The 19,091-nt window shown below is 41.0% G+C and carries 11 protein-coding genes; 2 read left to right on the top strand and 9 right to left on the bottom strand.

The window, feature by feature from the left end; genetic code table 11:
* Window positions 1-37: 37 nt before the first annotated feature.
* The 5 genes from LY624_RS18210 to LY624_RS18190 all read right to left on the bottom strand — a co-directional run bounded on the left by LY624_RS18210 (window position 38) and on the right by LY624_RS18190 (window position 12,321).
* The gene (locus LY624_RS18210; RefSeq protein WP_341804726.1) at window positions 38-8,575 is read right to left on the bottom strand and encodes an Ig-like domain-containing protein; all 8,538 of its coding nucleotides are present in this window, start codon (window positions 8,573-8,575) and stop codon (window positions 38-40) included.
* Between the two features lie 167 nt (window positions 8,576-8,742).
* On the bottom strand, window positions 8,743-9,354 hold the full coding sequence (locus tag LY624_RS18205) for a phage tail protein (protein ID WP_130152241.1): 612 nt from the start codon (window positions 9,352-9,354) through the stop codon (window positions 8,743-8,745).
* 135 nt (window positions 9,355-9,489) lie between these two features.
* A complete protein-coding gene (locus LY624_RS18200) occupies window positions 9,490-9,975 on the bottom strand; it encodes a hypothetical protein (protein ID WP_130152242.1) in 486 nt (161 codons plus the stop codon).
* Window positions 9,976-10,111: 136 nt separating this feature from the next.
* Entirely contained in the window at window positions 10,112-11,071 is a 960-nt protein-coding gene (locus LY624_RS18195; RefSeq protein WP_341804725.1) for a formyltransferase family protein, read from the bottom strand.
* On the bottom strand, window positions 11,068-12,321 hold the full coding sequence (locus tag LY624_RS18190) for a hypothetical protein (RefSeq protein WP_341804724.1): 1,254 nt from the start codon (window positions 12,319-12,321) through the stop codon (window positions 11,068-11,070). The genes LY624_RS18195 and LY624_RS18190 overlap by 4 nt, the downstream gene beginning before the upstream one ends.
* A 482-nt stretch (window positions 12,322-12,803) precedes the next feature.
* On the opposite strand from LY624_RS18190, the gene LY624_RS18185 reads away from it, so the two are divergent.
* The gene (locus LY624_RS18185) at window positions 12,804-13,319 is read left to right on the top strand and encodes a hypothetical protein (protein ID WP_130152245.1); all 516 of its coding nucleotides are present in this window, start codon (window positions 12,804-12,806) and stop codon (window positions 13,317-13,319) included.
* Between the two features lie 134 nt (window positions 13,320-13,453).
* Here LY624_RS18185 and rnd read toward each other — a convergent pair whose 3' ends face one another.
* The 3 genes from rnd to LY624_RS18170 all read right to left on the bottom strand — a co-directional run bounded on the left by rnd (window position 13,454) and on the right by LY624_RS18170 (window position 17,263).
* Window positions 13,454-14,584, bottom strand: a complete 1,131-nt coding sequence (rnd, locus tag LY624_RS18180) for a ribonuclease D (protein WP_341804723.1) — start codon at window positions 14,582-14,584, stop codon at window positions 13,454-13,456.
* 48 nt (window positions 14,585-14,632) lie between these two features.
* Complete coding sequence (fadD, locus tag LY624_RS18175; protein WP_130152247.1) at window positions 14,633-16,294, bottom strand: long-chain-fatty-acid--CoA ligase FadD; 1,662 nt, start codon at window positions 16,292-16,294, stop codon at window positions 14,633-14,635.
* A 117-nt stretch (window positions 16,295-16,411) separates the two neighbouring features.
* Window positions 16,412-17,263 carry an alpha/beta fold hydrolase gene (locus LY624_RS18170; protein ID WP_341804722.1) on the bottom strand — a complete coding sequence of 284 codons (852 nt, stop codon included), beginning with the start codon at window positions 17,261-17,263 and terminating at the stop codon, window positions 16,412-16,414.
* A gap of 110 nt (window positions 17,264-17,373) precedes the next feature.
* On the opposite strand from LY624_RS18170, the gene LY624_RS18165 reads away from it, so the two are divergent.
* Window positions 17,374-18,663 (top strand): alkaline phosphatase, encoded by a 1,290-nt coding sequence (locus LY624_RS18165; protein WP_130152249.1) that lies wholly within the window; start codon window positions 17,374-17,376, stop codon window positions 18,661-18,663.
* Window positions 18,664-18,753: 90 nt separating this feature from the next.
* On the opposite strand, the gene LY624_RS18160 is transcribed toward LY624_RS18165, so the two are convergent.
* Window positions 18,754-19,077: a hypothetical protein gene (locus tag LY624_RS18160; protein WP_130152250.1), complete on the bottom strand. Its 324-nt coding sequence runs from the start codon at window positions 19,075-19,077 to the stop codon at window positions 18,754-18,756.
* Between the last annotated feature and the right edge of the window lie 14 nt (window positions 19,078-19,091).

The raw sequence follows: 19,091 nt of genomic DNA, 5'->3' as shown, positions 1-19,091 counted from the left end.
TAAAAAAGCCAGCACAAAAGTGCTGGCTTTTGAACAGTTAAAATTGATAGTTCATTGAAAAAGCAATTTCATTAATATCATTCTTAGAAACAAAATACCGCGTGTAGTCAACACCAATACTAACCGAATCAAGTACTTGGTAATTGATACCTGCGCCAATAAAAAGGTCAGTTCCTTCATCCCGTTTGACGATAGTATTTAAATTATCTCTACGACTGTTTATTTTATATTTCCAGTGATACGCACCTAGAAACAATTCCCCTTTGAGCGATGAGACTAAATCAACTAAGTAGTTAGCTTGGATTGCCAAGCCATTAGGTAAGGCTGGCGCTTTGTCTAAAACCTCTGAATGCGCTTGCTCTGGGTTACTCGTTTCTTTAGAAAAATTAACACTCGCTTCGCCTAAATCAATATATCTAATGCCCAACTTCCAATTAGGTTTTAAATTATAAAAAGCACCAACGGACCAACTAACGCTTTCGTCATCAATAGCGGTTTGTACCCATTGCTCAGATGGATATGAACTTTGGGCTGTCGCTTGACCTAGGGTTGCAGACACTTGCCAATCTTCCGCGGCTGCTGAACTTGCTAATACACAACTAGCGGATAGAAAAGCAAAACTCGGTAACCGAGACACTCTACGTCTCACAACAAAAGCAGAAACAACGAGCAAAGTGATCATGCCAAGGCCACCACCTGATGATTTATTGCTCACATTAACAGTTTGTTTTAACTCAACGGTTACTGAAACGCTTCCCTGAGATTGCGCACCTTGTGCATCTCTCACAATATAGTTAATGGTATCCACCCCTTCAAAACCACTCGCTGGTGAGTAGCTCAACGTACCATCACTGTTAACAACGGAGGTACCAAATTCTGTAGTAGCCGAAACTAAGAACAGTTCACCTTGTTCTGGGTCGCTGTCATTAGCTAAAACATCAATTGTGATGGTTTCTCCATTGGTAGATGCGCTATCATTTTGTGTCACTGGAGCTTGATTAACTTTAATAGTCACAATTGCAGTACTATTAGCCGTTCCTCCCATCCCATCAGTGATACTGTATTGAATAGTCGCATCCCCGATAAACCCGACTATAGGCGTGTAAACAAGCTGATTATTCTCAATGACAACAGTACCGAAATCAACCGTTGCACCAGTAATGGTAAGGGTATCATTGTCGATGTCTTCATCATTGGCGATCACATCAATAACGACAGATTCCTCAGCCATAATTGTCACAGCATCCGCATTCGCGATTGGGGCGTTATTTCCTGTGGTTGGTACAGCAACACCACCAGGGTCTACAATACTACCATTGGCAACACCATCATCATCATTTGGACCACCGTCAACAATACGTAGTTGTACACACCAATCCCCTTCAGATAGCCCTGTAGTCCATTCATTACTACCAGGCGGAGGACAGAAACCTACTTCACCTTGTGCTGACAGTACTTCATTGTCGTCAACAGTTACAAAGTTCTGCCAATCTCCATTAATTAATTTCCGATAAACAGCATTTACAGGAATAGGTTGTCTCTGCGGTAAAACAATACTGTAGGTATCACCAACTTGTGGTAAACCCGTTGCTATAAAGTCGAATAGCCCACCAGTGTTGCTTGCAGTTGGATCTTCCGGTAATTCTGTTTCTAGCAACTGCAAACCGCCCGTATTATTTTGCGGGACCGTAGCCCCTTTGCGTAGACATACTCCAGGGTCTCCTTCTACTAAAAATTGTGACGACTCTAATGCTTGCTCTTGCATTACGTTACAATCAGAGATTGCATCCATAAAATCAGGAATACCATCACTATCAGAGTCAACATACCCTTCTTGATCATCAGGTATTAAATCGCCATCGCTATCAACCGCAGTCAGTTCAGGTAGTGACGGTATTACTTCAATATAAACATCTTTCATAGTCGACAAACTTGGTACTGCATCATCTTTTGCAGTAACACGTACTTTGTAAATACCAGAAGCTACAACGGCTGGATTAAACTCAAAAATGAACGGATCATTTGAAGTATTTACAAACTCTGGCGCAGAATCCCACTCAACAGTTACTTCATCCGTTGGATTTGGATCTGATACGTTTGCGGTAATTGTCACCAATTCATCTGAAGCAGTAATAATGCTGCGTTGTTGATTATTCTGTAAAACTAAGGTCTCAATATTTGGCGCGACATTGTCTTCGACAATTGTCACCGTTGAAGTAGATTTTGCGCCCTTATTTACGGAGTCACCAAGTGTTATAACGATAGTTTCGTTACCTTCATCACTACTGTCGGCAAAAATCATTAGTGGAATACTCGCCGACACGCCAGAGCTAATAACCAGTTCGCCAGATTGTAAATCATGATCAGCGCTGTCCGCTGTGCCAGATACAGTGTAAGGAATTACCACTGGATAACTTGGAGCAGGTCCGTTTAAATACACTTTAACGGCATGCTCTTTATCTTCAGCAACTCGACTATCTTTTTGTAATGATACAAGAGGATTGACGTTTAATTGCTGACTTGTCGTTACTTGTTGACCTTCATTATCCTCGGTTTGCCAGTACACTAAGTGTTTACCCGGTGCAAAAATGGGGGCTCCACGTACGAGCGAAACAGGTAGAGGATTATCTGAGCTATCAAACGCCATTGCTATCCCCAAATCAACTTTGGTGAATAAACCCGTTGCATTGACAGTTAAATCTGCAGGGGCTGTGATTACTGGCATTGCTGACGAGTCATCACTATTGATAGCAATCGTTGCGGTCGCTTCAGCTCGAGCTTTATTCTCATCTTCAATAATATAATGAATAAGAATTGGGCCTTGAGTATTCTCAATTGCTTGATAACTCAACGTGTTATTGTTGATAGATACTGTGCCTATCGACGCTTTTGCACCAATGATACGCAATGCATCGCCATCAGCATCGGTGTCATTTTCAAGTACTGATAATGTATATTGATTATCAGATACGGCTGCAAAATTAAAGTTATCGTCATTCGCCACAGGGACATCATTTACCGCACTTACATTTATCACCACTGAAGCGTCATTAGATGATAATTGTCCATCAGAAACACGATAAGTAAATGTATCATTGCCATTAAAATTTGGACTCGGTGTATAAGTAAAAATCGTCCCTTGTACTTGTACGTTACCATTTTCAGGTTGCGAGATAAGTTCGATAACTAATGAATCATCATTGGCGTCTTGAACATCTGCCACAAAGCTCGTTGTCCCATCTTCTTGGACATTTCTCTGCATGTCATTGGCTACTGGCGCTGCGTTAGTCGCAGTAACAAGGATAGAGAACCCTTCTAAACTTGCTTGTAATGAACCATCACTGACACTAATGACAATATTTTCATAATTACCTATGTCAGTAATATCAGGCGTGCCTGACAGTCTGCCCGTAGAAGTATCAAAACTCAGCCATGCAGGTAGATTAGAGACAGAAAAGCTGAATGTATCTGAATCCACATCTTCAACGGTAGGCGTGAAACTATAGTTTTCACCTTGCTTCACCTCGATAGGCGGTACACCGAAAATAACAGGTGCATCATTAACTGGATTCACACTAATATTAAATGTAGGTAGAGCTGATTCAAGTTCACCGTCAGAGACTGTAATAACAATATTATCGTAACTACCACTTTGTCCCTCAATTGGCGTGCCTGAGATTGTTCCCGTCGTATTATCAAAACTAGCCCATAATGGTAAGTTCGTTATACTGAACTCCAAGCTATCGCCATCTGAATCTGTCGCAGAAGGCGTAAAGCTATAAAGTGTGTCTTCATCTATCGAAGTAATAGGTTGACCTGAAATGACAGGTGCATTATTCGACGGAACACTTGGAGGTACAATTGTCACAATCGCCTGATTGGTGCCCGTACTATCTATCACCCCATCATTAAAAGTATAGTTAAGCGTGACTGGTGAGGCAGGGTTATTGGCATTATTAATGTAGCCAATTGCTTGCAACACACTATCAACGATAACTGAAGTCGCATTACTGTTGAAAGTAAGTTGTAATGTTCCTGCTGAATTAGTGGTTACCGCTCCCACCACATTGCTATTATAGCTCAGCGCACCACCTTGAGTTAATGCTCCCAGCAACCCTGTGTTAGTAAAGAGATCATTACTGTTGGCCCCACCCGCTCGCGCGATAGTTACCGATGCGCCATCATAATTACCATTGCCACTATTAAGTGCGTCTAGCTCACTATCTGCGACTGTGACATTGGCATCAATTACGATCGCTGAACCGCCCTCAGTAAACGTGCTTCCTCCATTCAAGCCACTAAAAACAGGGCCACTATTTGAAGATCCAAAAGTAATCACAGTATCACTGCCCGAATCAGCAACTGTATACACAAGATCACTCGCTGGAGAGTTTGTAAGTGAGAGTGATATTTCAGGACTTGAGAAGTCAGTAGCATCAGTATCAATCTCAAGAGTACTGCTGCCATTAAAACGCACATTACTGGTTGATAATCCAGTAATACCAGTAATCGTTATTACGTCACCAATACTCAGATCTGTTAGTGTATCGCCATTCAAATCACTTGATTCACCAATAAAGTTATCATTTCCACCATTACCTGTGATGGTATCTGTTCCCCCACCTGGGCGGAAAGTATCTGCACCACTACCACCAATCATGGTATCTGATCCATCGAAGTCAGCAGCGGTAATTTCAAGAACATCGCCAACAAACGCTGAAGCATCAATTACTAGATCAGCAGTTATTGCACTGCCAGTGGTATTAGTAACAGACACTGTTTGTGTATCTGCATTGAAGTTATCAGTTAAATTAATTGTTGCTAAATTATTAGTGCCAATTGCGATCCCTTCGATCCCCGTAACATTAGTTGTAGCAAAGTCAAAGGTTCCCCCATCCATAAGGTTTAGTGTTTCAATGCCTGTACTGCCAGTAATCCCAGTTGTAAAATCATTTAAATTTTCAGCATCAACAGCAACACTTGCACCACTCGCTAAGCTGAGCGTTCCTATACTATTAAATACACCACCACTGACGTCTGCACCATCAGTTACTAATAGACTGTCAGCAACACTACTATCGCCAGTTAATGTGCCACTGTAGGCACTTCCGCCGATAGCAAATGTGATAGCATCTGAGGTTGAATTAGCTGTGACAGATGTCGTACCGCTTAAAATTGTGATTGTTCGAGTATTAGAACTATCATCACCAACCAGATAGTTTTCGATACCTGTTAGTGCTGTTATATCCCCGTCACCACTTAGCGTAATAGTTTCCGACCCACTGGCTGTCAATGTACCGTTAAAGCTCTGGTGCTGGCTGACTGTCATTGCAACATTGGCACCCGATTCTACCGTTAAATTACTTACTCCATTGATAGTTGCAGCGGTAATATCAGCACCAGAACCCAAAGATAATGTGTCCGCAGTCGTATTGTCACCCGTGATTGTGCCTGTGTAAGTAAGCGAACCTAAATCGAATATCACTGCGTCTGAAGTTGAAGTAGCTGTAACAGAGTGGTTAGTGTTGCTTACTGTCACTGTTCGTGCGTTTGTAGAATCATCGGACAGTGTATAACTCTCAATCGCAGAAATAGTGGTAATATCACCGTCGCCTGACAGTGTTAAAGACTCACTTCCACTACCAGAAACTGTTCCGGTAAACGACGATAATTGCGCTACCGAAATTGTAGCTGAACCATTTTCTGCTACTGATAAATTTTCAAAACCACTAACCGTTGCGCCAGCAATATTCCCACTATTGCTGAGTATGAGTGTATCTGTACCACTTCCTCCAGCCAGCGTTCCCGTTGCATTCAATGTGCCTACATTTACTGTATCGTCACCACTGCTGCCTGTTACGCTTTGCCCAACAGCTCCGAGCGTAAAGGAGTTAGCTGCTGAAAGTATGTAAGTTTCAATTGCACTATTACCCGTTAAACCATCACTCACATCACTGATTGTAATCGTCTCGGTTGCCGCAGCTGTGATTGTTGAGAAGCTGTCATGCTGAGCTTCCGTCATAGTGACTGACGCATTATCACTCAAGGTCAATGACTCAAAGCTGCTAAGCGTTGCACCACTGATGTTTGCGCCAGTATCCGCTCGTAACGTATCTGTACCCGCACCACCTGCAAGCGTACCTGTCGTCGTAAAACCTGCAACATCTATAGTATCAACTCCCGTGCTTCCCGTAACACTCTGCGCAGAACTAGCCAGTGTAAAGCTCATTGCCGCACCCAGCACATAAGACTCGATATCGCTATCACCGATTAGGGTTTGATCTCCATCAGCACTCGATATTGTAAATTGGTTAGTACCTGAGCCATTGATCGTGGTAAACGCATCATGCTGCGTTTCTGTAAGTGTCAGAGATCCATCATTTTCTGGCGTTAATGTTTCGAAATTAGTTAATGTCGTAAAATTAGCTAGATTAGAGCCTGTTGCTACAGACAAGATATCAGTACCCGCGCCACCATCTGCAATTGAGCCGACAATATGGCTGGGATCAGCAATAGTCAGTGTTTCATCATCACTGGTGAAGGTAATTGCTGGAGATAAATTCGTGCCGTTTGTTGTATTAAAACTGGCTGCAGTACTGCTCGCCGCTGTGAGATTACTCACAGAAATAGTCGCTGTGCGAGAGGTACTATTATCTGTACCGTCATTTATGACAACGGTGACGGTTCTAGACGTTTGATTCGGTGAACTGGAAGTATTGTTGTAAGTGACGGCCTGTAGGAAGGTTTGCACTTCTGCAGCAGAAGCAGTTGCACCCGTTATAGATATTGTATCTTGTAGCGTAATATCAGACGACCCTGAAACTCCCGTCAATGCATCTTGGGCTGATGCACTAATATTTAACCCTTCAGATACACCATCTTGATCGTTTGTAAGACTTACGGTAATGGTTGTTATCGTGTCGCCATCTGTTTCTGTCACAACCGCATTCGCTGCAATATTTACCGCTCCAGCCCCTTCAGAGAATGATACACTGCTATCGTCACTGCCGCTCGTTGAATCTAAATCAACTGCAGGTGCAGTGTTACCTGTCGAGAAATTAAAGCTTGTATCATCATTAATACCTAGAAAGCTGTTTCCCGCAGAATCATCAACAGCAGTTGCATCAATACGAATAGCGTAGTTACGATTACCCGTTAAATTATTGCTAGGGTTTATATAAATTTTATCATTTGTAATACCGATGCGGCCGGCACTTGGGCTTGTCGTCGTACCATCGCTCTCAGTTGTTACATTAAATACTTCAAAGTCACTACTACCACTGATGTCACGAATAGTAATGTTCCCCGTTCCAAGGGATATATTTTCATTAAAGTCGACAACGATATTCGCATTTCCTGCAACACCTGTAGCATCATCACTTGGCGTCGAATTTGTCCCATCAAACGTAGGCCCTATACTGTCAATTGTAAAAGCAGTTATCGCCAGTGGCGTATTAGCATTACCCGCAGCATCCGTTATTGTAATCGTACAATTACTGTATGTACCATCGACGAGCGGTGTGCTGTTATCGGTTTGCGTCAGAGTAATGGTTTGGTTACCTGTTGAACTAATCGTTGTTGAACTTGAGGTGCCACAACTCCCTCCTACTGATAGTGTGCCCGTTTCAGTGGTACTAAATGTATAGCTTGGAGTACTGTCACTCCCTGGAGTGGTCACTGCGGTCACTTCTGCAACCGCTGGCGCTGTAGTATCCACTGTGAAACTGGTTATATTCAAAACTGAACTAGGATTATTAGCTGCATCGGTCACAGTGATAGTACAGTTGCTGTAGGTGCCGTCAGACAAGGCTGTTGAATTATCAGTTTGAGTTAAAGTTATAGTTTGATTACCTGTACCACCGATAGTTGTAGATGTCGACGTACCACAGCTACCACCTACAGACAAGGTACCAGCCTCATCGGTAGTAAATGTGTAATTAGGCGTGTTATCGTTAGTTGGGGTAGTAACAGGTGTCACTTCACTAATGAGTGGTGCAGTGCTATCTGAAGGCGCCAGCATAAACTCAATATTGTCAATGCCTAAATTGTGTCCATTGAACCCTCCACCCACATAACTAACAACAACCGTTGATACAGAGGTCCAGTCGGATGCCGTTAATGTTGCTAAACTGTCACCACTCCAGTCAGGGTCATTATCAGAAATTGTAACTGCCGTTCCACTATCTGGAGTAAACGTATAGGTTCCACCAACTCCACCACCACTAAACTGCCCGAGATCAAATTGCGTAATGCTAATATTCGAACTAAAGGACATCGTCCAAGTTTCTCCGGACTGAGAAGTAGTTGGTACCATAAACCCCGATAAAACATTTTGGTAACTAATTGTTCTACCTGCAGATTGAGTCGCTGTCAGCGTCACACCGTCACTGGTTGAAGTGAACGTAGTCGAGCCATCCCCTGTATTATTTGCGCTATTATCAAAAGTAAATGTACTTGCTATTGCACTAGTACTAAAAACCGCAGATAAAAGCAAAGTAAGTTTCGTAAAGTTAAACTTACCATTCAATAGGTGATATCGCCCCCAGTTAGAGCTTAAAAGATGCTTACTATTCATAACTCGACCAAACATTTATATTTACACAACAAAAAAGAGACATTAAACAATCCCATCTACGTGGTAGGCACATTAATTTTTATAACGGCACTAAAATCAAATAATTTTTTCAACCCACAATGCATAAAGGACTAACTCTGTTGGAAAGCTAGTCCTATGACAAACAACTATGCACGAGAGGGATAAATTCCCTGCAAAGCAATTAACCAATTGAGCGGTAATACTGGGTTAACTATATTAACTGGCGAACTAGAGCCAGTATCAAGGTTTGTAACCGTTCCCCCACCAGAACCACCGTCTTGAATATTTAGCCCTTTGATCTCAACTAAATCGGCTCCACCCAAACCTGGTTTAAAGAAACCTGGACTAGTATTTGCGCCTATATACGTGTCTGATGTTGGTGTTCCTGTCGACGCAGGATTAGTCGCCACCTGTAAAGAGCCACTCGCAGCAGTATCGCCACTAGCTGTAAAAACAGCGGTGTGGGTATGTGTTGGCATTTGTGGAACTGTCAAAGTGATAAACTCGCGACCCATTTTAAAACCTTGCCTATAGTCTTGTCCGCCAGGCATTTGCCCATGTCCAACTGGACTACGCCCACGCAAGTCAGGCAAGCCAAATGTGCTGCGAGCATCACCACCATACTGGGCTCCAAGTAATGAGAACAGCGCCGTGTTATCGCTAATTGCTTGGATTTGGCCGAAACACATTGCCCAGTTCTCAATCGTGAATGTGCCGCCAAAAGTTGTCATAGTTCCAATAAAGGGTTCAGTAGCCATGTTGATTCCTCTAAATAATTTACATACCTTGTTGTGATTGTGTTGTTACGAAATCAGCGGCAACACAAGCCTTTTAGTTACTCTTTTTTCTTTTACTGCTTACTACTCATTACTTAAAATTTTATATGGATCAATTTATTCAGGATCGGGGGTTGTTGTACCTGGTAACCCTGCATTAAATACTGGAGGAATAAAAAACTCTGGTAACGAAACCTTAAGCGCCTCACCGGAAAGTACTTTATCTAAACAAACCGTACCTAGTTCATTAACACTTAATTGCAACTGCGCATCGTCGTCACTGCTTGGAAAACGCCAATATAACTCTGTCGTTTTGTAGCGTATCAAAGCCATTTGTTCATACTTGTCGAAGTTACTCGGCTCCTCACAAAACCGATCGTGAATGTTTTCCAGTCTTTGTTCTCCTAAAAACTGCACCAGCAGTGAACCCATTCCGGGTATATCAACAACGCTACACTCACCGCTTTTAACCACAATCTCCCCCCTTCCCTCTTTAGGGGCAACCTTCTGTGCATCATTTGCACGTGGATAATTGCCCCCATTAAATGGGTAAATGAGCAACTCAAAATCATAACGATTAGTTAGATTGATCTTTATATTCATACCTATCTCGCTTCTGAGGTTAATGTCAGCGCATAGTTAGAATGCAGAATTGATAAATACACCAGACAAGCCACTATCAGTTCTATCTTAACTAAGCCTCTAAAAATTAGCTTATATTTATCAATACGTTTTGATCTTAAATAACTCTACTTTCATAATTAGCACCGCAGCTAAGCTCCATACCAGGTTCAAGCGAAAATAACAATGCGAAACGATAGCCATCAAATACACCTTGTTGCGCGCCTATGATATCTAAGCGCACGGCGCAATCATCGGTTTTAACAACAAGCCCTGCATTTTTATCTAATTGCACAACCGTTCCTGCTTTGACACCAACCAAATTACATTCAACAGGCGTTGCTTGCAGCAACTGAAATACATTTTGGCGATATTGGAACAATGCACACGCGATATCTGCATTACCCGCTCGTGCCATATTGGCGACTTCTCTTGCACTATGTTGTCGCCAATCTACCAATAAATCAGAGTGTATAATTTGTGGTGCAGTTTTAAGGCTTGTTCCTTGCTCTTGTTGTCGCCATACTGCACCACCACTTTGCTCGATTTGGACAAACTGAGAAACTAAATATGGCAAGGCTTGAGCCATTTTTTGGTGAAGACACTTATTAGTATCAAAAGGATGAATATCTATTTCGACTTCGCAACCAATATCCCCACTGTCTAACTCTTCATTTACTTTATGAAGAGTTAGTTTTGTACTACTTTCACCCTTACGGAGCTGCCAATATATCGGTTGAGGCCCTCTATAATCCGGCAGTGGACTTGGATGAATATTGACTAAGTGTTCTTGAAAATACTGGATAAGTGTTGTCTTAATTTTATGTCTAAACAAATAAATGACACCGCACTCCACGCCCATGTGATCTAGTTGCTTAATGAGGGGCTTGTCATCTTTTTTGTCATACTTCAGCATGACTACCTGCTTTTGCTCTAACCACTGCTGTAATTGTGAGAGGTCTGAGTTTTCACCAGAATCTGGCAACACAACACATGCCAGCAGTCCAACTTGATCTAAATACTCGATGACAGGGACACTAAGGCAACTACCCGTAAACACCGCATACCTTTGCATCATATACTCTCCTGTACTTTTACAGGCACAAAACCCGGCAGCCCAGTAAGTTGATAGTAAAACTGAATGGTATCCCCGCTACTAGCAACAAAGTGAGTATGTTCAATATCTTTAGGTTTAAGATCTATGTAAACGCTATTATCTGGTCTTGGATGTGTGATCCCTGAATCATATTGGCCAACCTCTTCTTGCGCGAAGGTTTCTATGTGGGCATAGACCGCAAAGATACGTTTGCTCATATCTTCGACACCCTTAGGTAGTACAATTTGATTCGCAGGGATTACTTTTATGCCGCCTTCAAGTTCAAGCTCGTGCATTTCTAACAAAGTAGACTTATTGATCTTAAGGATTTCGCCCAGTTCCACTCGGTCTTGTTGTGCCTCATTAGCTACATTACTTGAATGACTAAACTCTTGAGTTTTCCATTGCTGATTAAACTCAGTTTCCCCAACAACCATCATACCTTTTACAGACACATTTTGCGGGATCATCCAACCGTCTATGGATAAGTATTTTACTAAATGTTTAGCAATACTTAATTGACCCTCTTTCGTAAAACCATGTTGCATCGCTTCTAACACTAAAAGATCAATCGTATTTTCTGGCTCAAATACGGTCGCATCGGCCTCTTCAATAAGTGAAATATACTCTTCTAGCTGTAAATCACTAACGAGCTGTTTAAGGGTTAATATTGCACCGGGCTGAATATCCACAAGTGTCACTTGGATTTGGCTCGGCTTGAAAGTTTGAGTCTCTTTGTAATAACTAAGTAAAGGTAGTAATAAAGGGGCGAAAGGGCCACATGCTGGATACAACACATTAATTGAGGATTTATTTTTTAACTTACCTTGAATTGCTTTATCGAGCCCGCGTGCATATCCCTTTATCCGGTATATATCCTTTATTGTGTGCTTACAGTTATAGGGTGACATAATCAAACCCGTCGCTGAAATATACTGATGCGTAAGTTGCTCTTGGCTTAATCCCGCAACGGCCATAGACAGCACTGCTTGGTCATACATATTTTCAAATGTTTTCACTAATTGAGTGTGAGGGGCAGTTATTTCAGAAAGTGCCAACGTCATAGCTTCAACAAAACTCTGTTGCAATACAACGAGCCTTTGTTCAACACTAATAGAAGTCTTCAGCAATGATTCCAACTGTGTTCTGACAGAGTGTTTGAGTAACGTGTCTATCTCAGGGTTAGCGAAATCGTATAAAGTCTTATTGTTTGTACCGTCTATTCTATCCATGTAATAAAAACTCAGATTTGTTAAATTGCCAATACCTATAGTTATAGATAATTTTATCTTTAACTAAACAATGTCACGCTGTTTTAGATCAAAGCGAGTTACATCAGTATAGTTTTAATACTGTTATTTACAATTTAAGGGTACACTTAAAACAACAAATTATTTATTACACTTTATTACAGGACATTGCATTACCAATTACCTAGTGCTACTTTGAAAAAATGGCATAAAATAAATTAATAAAATGAAAATACTATCAAGTGTGGTAAATATTATTAACCATATTTATTTGCTAGGATTCAGCCAGTATTTGAAGAGAAAATCACAGAAAAGCTTGCCATGAACAAATTTGAAAAAATATCTTTTCAGATGGAAAATAGCTTGTTATTTCATTCTCGAAAATAAACTTTCGAGATCCACGTTTATAGCATTCCAAAAAGTTTTCACTGTTCTTCCCTCATTTTTTAGAGAGGATCTCTAATATGAAAAATTATATTGAGACTATTTTAAATTTTTTAACAGAAATAAAAATAGCTTATGAAATGACTGACCTTAAAAATAAAACCCTTTTACCTGGGTTATTTATTCAAAATGGAATTCTTCAAATAGATATAAATAAGCTTAAGTATCCCGGAGATATTTTACACGAGGCAGGCCATATCGCTGTGTGCGAACCTATTTTTCGCGAGCAGCTAACGGGTGATGTTTACAAAAATGGTCTATCGATTAAGAGAGAGCCTCAAGCAATGCATGGTGAAGAAATCGCCGCTACAGCTTGGTCAGTTGCTGCAGTAAAATATTTAGGCTTACCTATGGAGCTCATTTTCCATGAAAAGTCTTACAAAGGATCTGCACAAAACCTTTTCGATTTATTTGAAAATGGCGGATTGTTTGGTCAACCGTTATTGCAAGCGTGGGACATGACTTGTCCAAACTCTGGCTTTCCAATTATGCGAGAATGGATAAGAAAAACAAGATGGATTAATTCGCTTTCTTAATGGGCGACTAGGCGATTAGTAAAGAGCTAGCTTATAACAAAAAACACTTTATAATGATGAACTTATAGTATTTGAGTTGGCTCTGCCACATATCAGACAAAGCCACAACAAAGCTCTTTTAAACTAAACGAGCCTTATTTTTCCCAAGCAAAGAGTACATCTTTCACCAACTCATAGCGCCATGAGTTAAAAAGGTCTGGCTTTGACGCAGCTTTACGTTCTTCATCATCGAGCTTCCAATTCCAGCTGATAAGTTGATTAATCTGTTTTTTAGAGGCTAATACATCTTCAGGAATACCCTGCTCTTTTGCAGCTTTAGTAATTTTTTGTTTAATATCTTTAGCGGCTTTTTTGTATGCCGGAAAATCAATTAAACGTTTTAATTGAGCTGGTTGCTCGCTTACAGGGATGGCTTTACCACGTTCAATACATTTTAAAATTTCGACGCCAGAGCGGTTAACTTCCATCGACTCAACACCAGGGACTCTGCGAAGTGCATTTAAGCTTGTTGGCTTACGTTTGGCAATTTCGACCATGTTATGCTCTTTTACCACAAAGTTAAGAGCAAGGTTTTTGCGCTCTGCTTTTTCACGTCGCCATGCAGCAAGTTCGCGTAATACAGCTAAATCATGCGGTCGTAATTGCCATGCATTTTTAATGTCTTTGTAAAGCTGCTCTGCAGGGGTTTGATAGGCACGTTTTTGCGCAACTAACTCGCTTTCACTGAGCACTATGTCAAAAAAGCCAGCTTCATCAATTTGTTTTTTGATAATTTCAAAACAAGGCAGTAAATGATACGTATCGGCAGCGGCGTAATCTAGCTGTTTTTCTGTGAGTGGACGTTGTAACCAGTTAGTGCGCGATTCACTTTTATCAATTTCGATATCAAGCAACTCTCTCACCATGTGCGCAAAGCCCATGCAATTGCCATGTCCTAAAATTTGCAGTGCAAATTGGGTATCAAACAGCGGCGTTGGTACAAAGCCAGCATACTTTTGAAACACTTCAATATCTTCTGATGGTGAATGCAGTACTTTTAGCACTTCTGGGTTTTTAAGTACTTGCCAAAAATCAAAAAGCGACAACTCAGCCAGTGGGTCGATTAACGCTAAATGCTCACCATCATATACTTGAATAAGTGCAACTTCAGGATACAGTGTGCGACGACGCATAAACTCGGTATCAATTGCCAGTACCGGTTTACCTGTAATTTTTTCTACAAAATCATTTAATTGGTTTTGTGTTTCGATCAGTTGATATTGCACTTACACTCCTATAGGAAACATAAAAAAGCCGGCTGATGCCGGCTTTAATTATTTCTTTTCGTCCTTTAAGGCTCTTCTTAGAATCTTACCAACGTTTGTTTTTGGTAATTCATCTCTAAACTCAACGAGTTTAGGTACCTTATAGTTCGTTAAATTATCACGACAGTGCTTTATTATATCTTTTTCAGTTAAAGATTGATCTTTTTTCACAACAAAAACTTTAACTTGTTCACCACTTACCTCATGAGGAACACCAATCGCTGCCACTTCAAGCACGCCATCGTGCATAGCAACAACTTCTTCAATCTCATTTGGGAAAACATTAAAGCCAGATACGATAATCATGTCTTTCTTACGATCAACAATATAGAAGAAACCTTCATCATCGTAAGTTGCAATATCACCTGTTGCAAACCAACCATCTTTTAAGCATTCGGCTGTTGCATCTGGGCGGTTATAGTAACCTTGCATAACCTGCGGACCTTTAACCCAAAGCTCACCAGGCTCACCTTTCGCTGCTTCTTCACCATTTTCAAGCATAAGCTTAATATCAGTGCTTGGTGCAGGTAAACCAATGGAACCATTATAACCTTCAAGATCGTATGGGCTCACTGTTACAAGTGGAGCACACTCAGTTAAGCCATAACCTTCCATTAATTTGGTTTTCGTTACAGCTTGCCATTTTTCAGCAACGGGGCGCTGTACCGCCATACCACCGCCAAGTGACATTTTTAAGCTTGAGAAATCTAGTTCAGCAAAGCCTGGGGTATTTAGTAAGCCGTTAAATAACGTATTTACCCCCGTCACCGCAGTAAATTTGTGTTGTGCTAACTCTTTTACAAAACCTGGCATATCGCGAGGGTTAGTAATAAGTACGTTTAAACCACCGTATTTCATAAAGGTTAAGCAGTTCGCAGTCAGTGCAAAGATGTGGTAAAGCGGCAGTGCCGTAATAACCACTTCTTTGCCTCGCTCAAGAACAGTATCTAAACAGCCCGAAACTTGTTCAAGGTTACCAACCATGTTGCCATGCGACAGCATTGCGCCTTTTGATACACCTGTTGTACCACCTGTGTATTGTAAAAACGCTAAATCGTTTAAATCTACATCAGGCTTTTTATAGCTTGCTTCATCACCTGCCAATGCATCTGAAAACTTGATTACATCTGGTAGTGAGTAACTTGGCACCATTTTTTTGATGTGTTTAACAACAAAGTTAACAATGTGCTTTTTAAGACCACCTACCATATCACCCACTTGGGTAACAACAATGTGTTTAACATTGGTTTTTGGAAGGGCTTTTTCTAGAGTATCGGCAAAGTTGGCAAGAATGAAAATTGCTGCTGACTCTGAGTCATTTAATTGATGCTCTAATTCACGCACGGTATAAAGTGGATTTACGTTAACCACCACACAGCCAGCACGAAGAATACCTAAAATAGTCACAGGCGTTTGTAGTAAGTTCGGCATCATCACCGCTACTTTATCGCCTTTTTTTAGACCAAGGTCGTTTTGAATATACGATGCTACACGTTTTGTAGCACTGTCTAGCTCACTGTAGGTCAACTCTTTACCCATATTGGTAAAGGCTGGAAGGTCACTATAGTCAGCAAAACTTTTTTCAAACAAGTCGAGTAACGAGTGATAATGCTCAGGGTCGATTGTTTCAGGCATACCTTCTGGGTAGCGCTTAAGCCAGATTTTTTCCACTCTTAGCTCCTGTTTATAATTATATTTTTTAATAACCTTAATCTAACTAAGGCTGTTTCACAATGGAGTAAATACTCTAATGGTGCAGATAATCCCACATTTGGTGCAATTATACAATTAACTTGCTTTATAGTGCTCAATAAATGCATGAATGTGCTCTAAGGTTAATGCAGGATTTTGCATATGGCAATGGTGACCGCCAGGTATCTGATGAATTTTCAACTCCTTGTAATATTTGCCATATGCTTCTAGGTTTTGCTTAACGAACGGGAACCCTTGCTCACCAAGGATTAGCTGGCATGGTGCCTCAATTTGTTTGATGGTTGCAATACATTGTGCTTCATCAAAACGAAAACCTGAGTGATTTTTAAGCTTAGGATCCGTTGTTAAATACCACTTACCTGCTTTCTCGTAACTATTTCTGCTCATCAGTAATTCAGCTTGTGGGTATTCAAGGTCGCCACTGGCAAGCCTTGCACTAATAATGTGCGCTTTGGACTCAAATGCCCTGGGCCCTTTAGTACTGACTCTTGCTCTATTTAATATTGCTTTACGAAGCTGACTGCTGACATCATTACTGTTTGTTGTAACGCCCCCGATTCCCTCAAGAAAATTCACCGATGCTACTTTTTCAGGGAAGCAGCTGGCAAAAACGCCAGCAACCATAGCGCCCATTGAATGGCCAACTAAATGCACTTTGCTCACTTCAAGTGACTCAATAAACTTATATACGTCGTCAATGTAGTCAATAAAGTAATAATGGGCATCGTTACTTCGCCAATCAGATAAACCATGGCCAGGGAAGTCTATACAGTACCAAGTATGATTGAGCTTGGCATTCTCTAACATAGGAATGTAACTATGTGCATTATCAAGCCAGCCATGTAAGGCAACAACAGCCTCTTCGCCATGGCCAAAGGTTAAGCCACGTAATGTCTGAGTGCCAGTTTGAAAAGAAAAAGGTTGCACAATTACTCCTATTTATTAAGCGTTTCAACTTAAAGGCGTTTATTTATCGTCTAGCTAGTATACAATAATCCTCGCAGTATAAATAAGGGCACAATAATAAGGTTACATCAATGAAATTAAAATTAAGTCTTTTAGCATTATTATGCTCAGCAGGCTCAGTAATGGCTGAATCAGCACCAAAAAACATTATTTACATGATTGGTGATGGTATGGGCCCAGCATATACAACTGCATATCGTTACTTTAAAGATGATCCAAATACTAAAGTTGTTGACCCAACTGTTTTCGATACGATTTTACGTGGTATGGCGCACACTTATCCTGACGATCATACTTATGTAACTGACAGCGCAGCAGGTGCAACAGCGCTTAGCAGTGGTCATAAAAGTTATAATGGCGCAATTGCTGTTGATACTGATAAAAAACCGGTAAAAACTATGCTTGAAGTTGCTAAAGAGCGCGGTATGACAACAGCACTCGTGGCAACATCACAAATCAACCACGCAACACCAGCAAGCTTTGCCTCACATAACGAATCACGCCGTAACTACGACGAGATTGCTAACGACTATATCGATAACAAAATCGCGGGTAAATTACCGGTTGATTTAATGTTAGGTGGCGGCACTAAATATTATGTTCGTGAAGACCGTAATCTAGTTGAAGAATTCAAAGCAGCAGGTTATCAGTACAGCGATGACTTTGCAGCAATGAATGACTTAAAACAAGTTCCAGCACTTGGTTTATTCGCTGAAGTGGGCTTGCCTTTTGCACTTGACGAAAATCCGACTCGTCTTACGCAAATGACAACTAAAGCGCTTGATTTACTTGATGGTCAAAACGACAAAGGCTTCTTTGTGATGATCGAAGGCAGCCAAATTGACTGGTGTGGTCATGCAAACGACATCGCATGTGCAATGGGCGAAATGGATGACTTTGCTAAATCGATTGAACAAGCAAAAGCGTATGTAGATAAAAACCCTGATACCCTCCTTGTTATCACTGCCGATCACTCAACAGGTGGTTTAACGCTGGGTGCTCATGGTCAATATAAGTGGGAAACTGACGTTGTTAAGGGTGTAAAAGCAACGGCGGGTACCATCACAAAAGCCTTGCTTGAAAGCGAAGATTTGAAATCGGTATGGCAAAAGTATTCTGATATCGAGTTTACTGAAGCAAATGCGATTAAGCTCAGCGAAGCGAAGAAAATGGGCAATAAAGCATTAGTACTCGCAGTTAAAGATATCATTAACCATGCCAGCTTCACGGGTTGGACTACTGGCGGCCACACCGCTATTGATGTGCAAGTGTTTGCCTATGGTAAACGTGCTGAAGATTTCTACGGCTCGCAAAACAATACTGCGATTGCCGACAAGCTGATTGATTTTATTAAGCTGTAATTTATATACCTTCGAAATACTATCCAATCATAAAAAAAAAGCCTAAACATTTTGTTTAGGCTTTTTTGTGAATTCAATATTAGCAATTAGTTAAGCATATACATCAACGCCAATAAGGCTTTGCACTTCGGCGCGACGCTCTAAGTTAGCAAATTCCGTATAGGTTGAAATTGCACGGCTTATTTTTGGGTTGCTTGGTTTGTCATAAATTGTTTGCTGATAGTTTTGCGACTCAGCTTTAAACTTATCGGCAATAACAACAGCTTGAGGACTCGATTTAACATACTCTGTCGACGATTTTTGCTCAGCCGTTCGATCTGGTATCGCCTTAGACGTATCAGTAACGGTATTTTTACGGCTATATTGACCAGGGATGTCACCGGTATAAAAGCCTGAGCCAATAGGTAAAGTCAAACGAGTATTTCCAC

Origin of the sequence: Pseudoalteromonas sp. N1230-9, from assembly GCF_032716425.1 — a bacterium.
In the GTDB taxonomy this organism is placed as follows: domain Bacteria; phylum Pseudomonadota; class Gammaproteobacteria; order Enterobacterales; family Alteromonadaceae; genus Pseudoalteromonas.
This window is presented reverse-complemented; position numbering and strand designations above follow the sequence as displayed.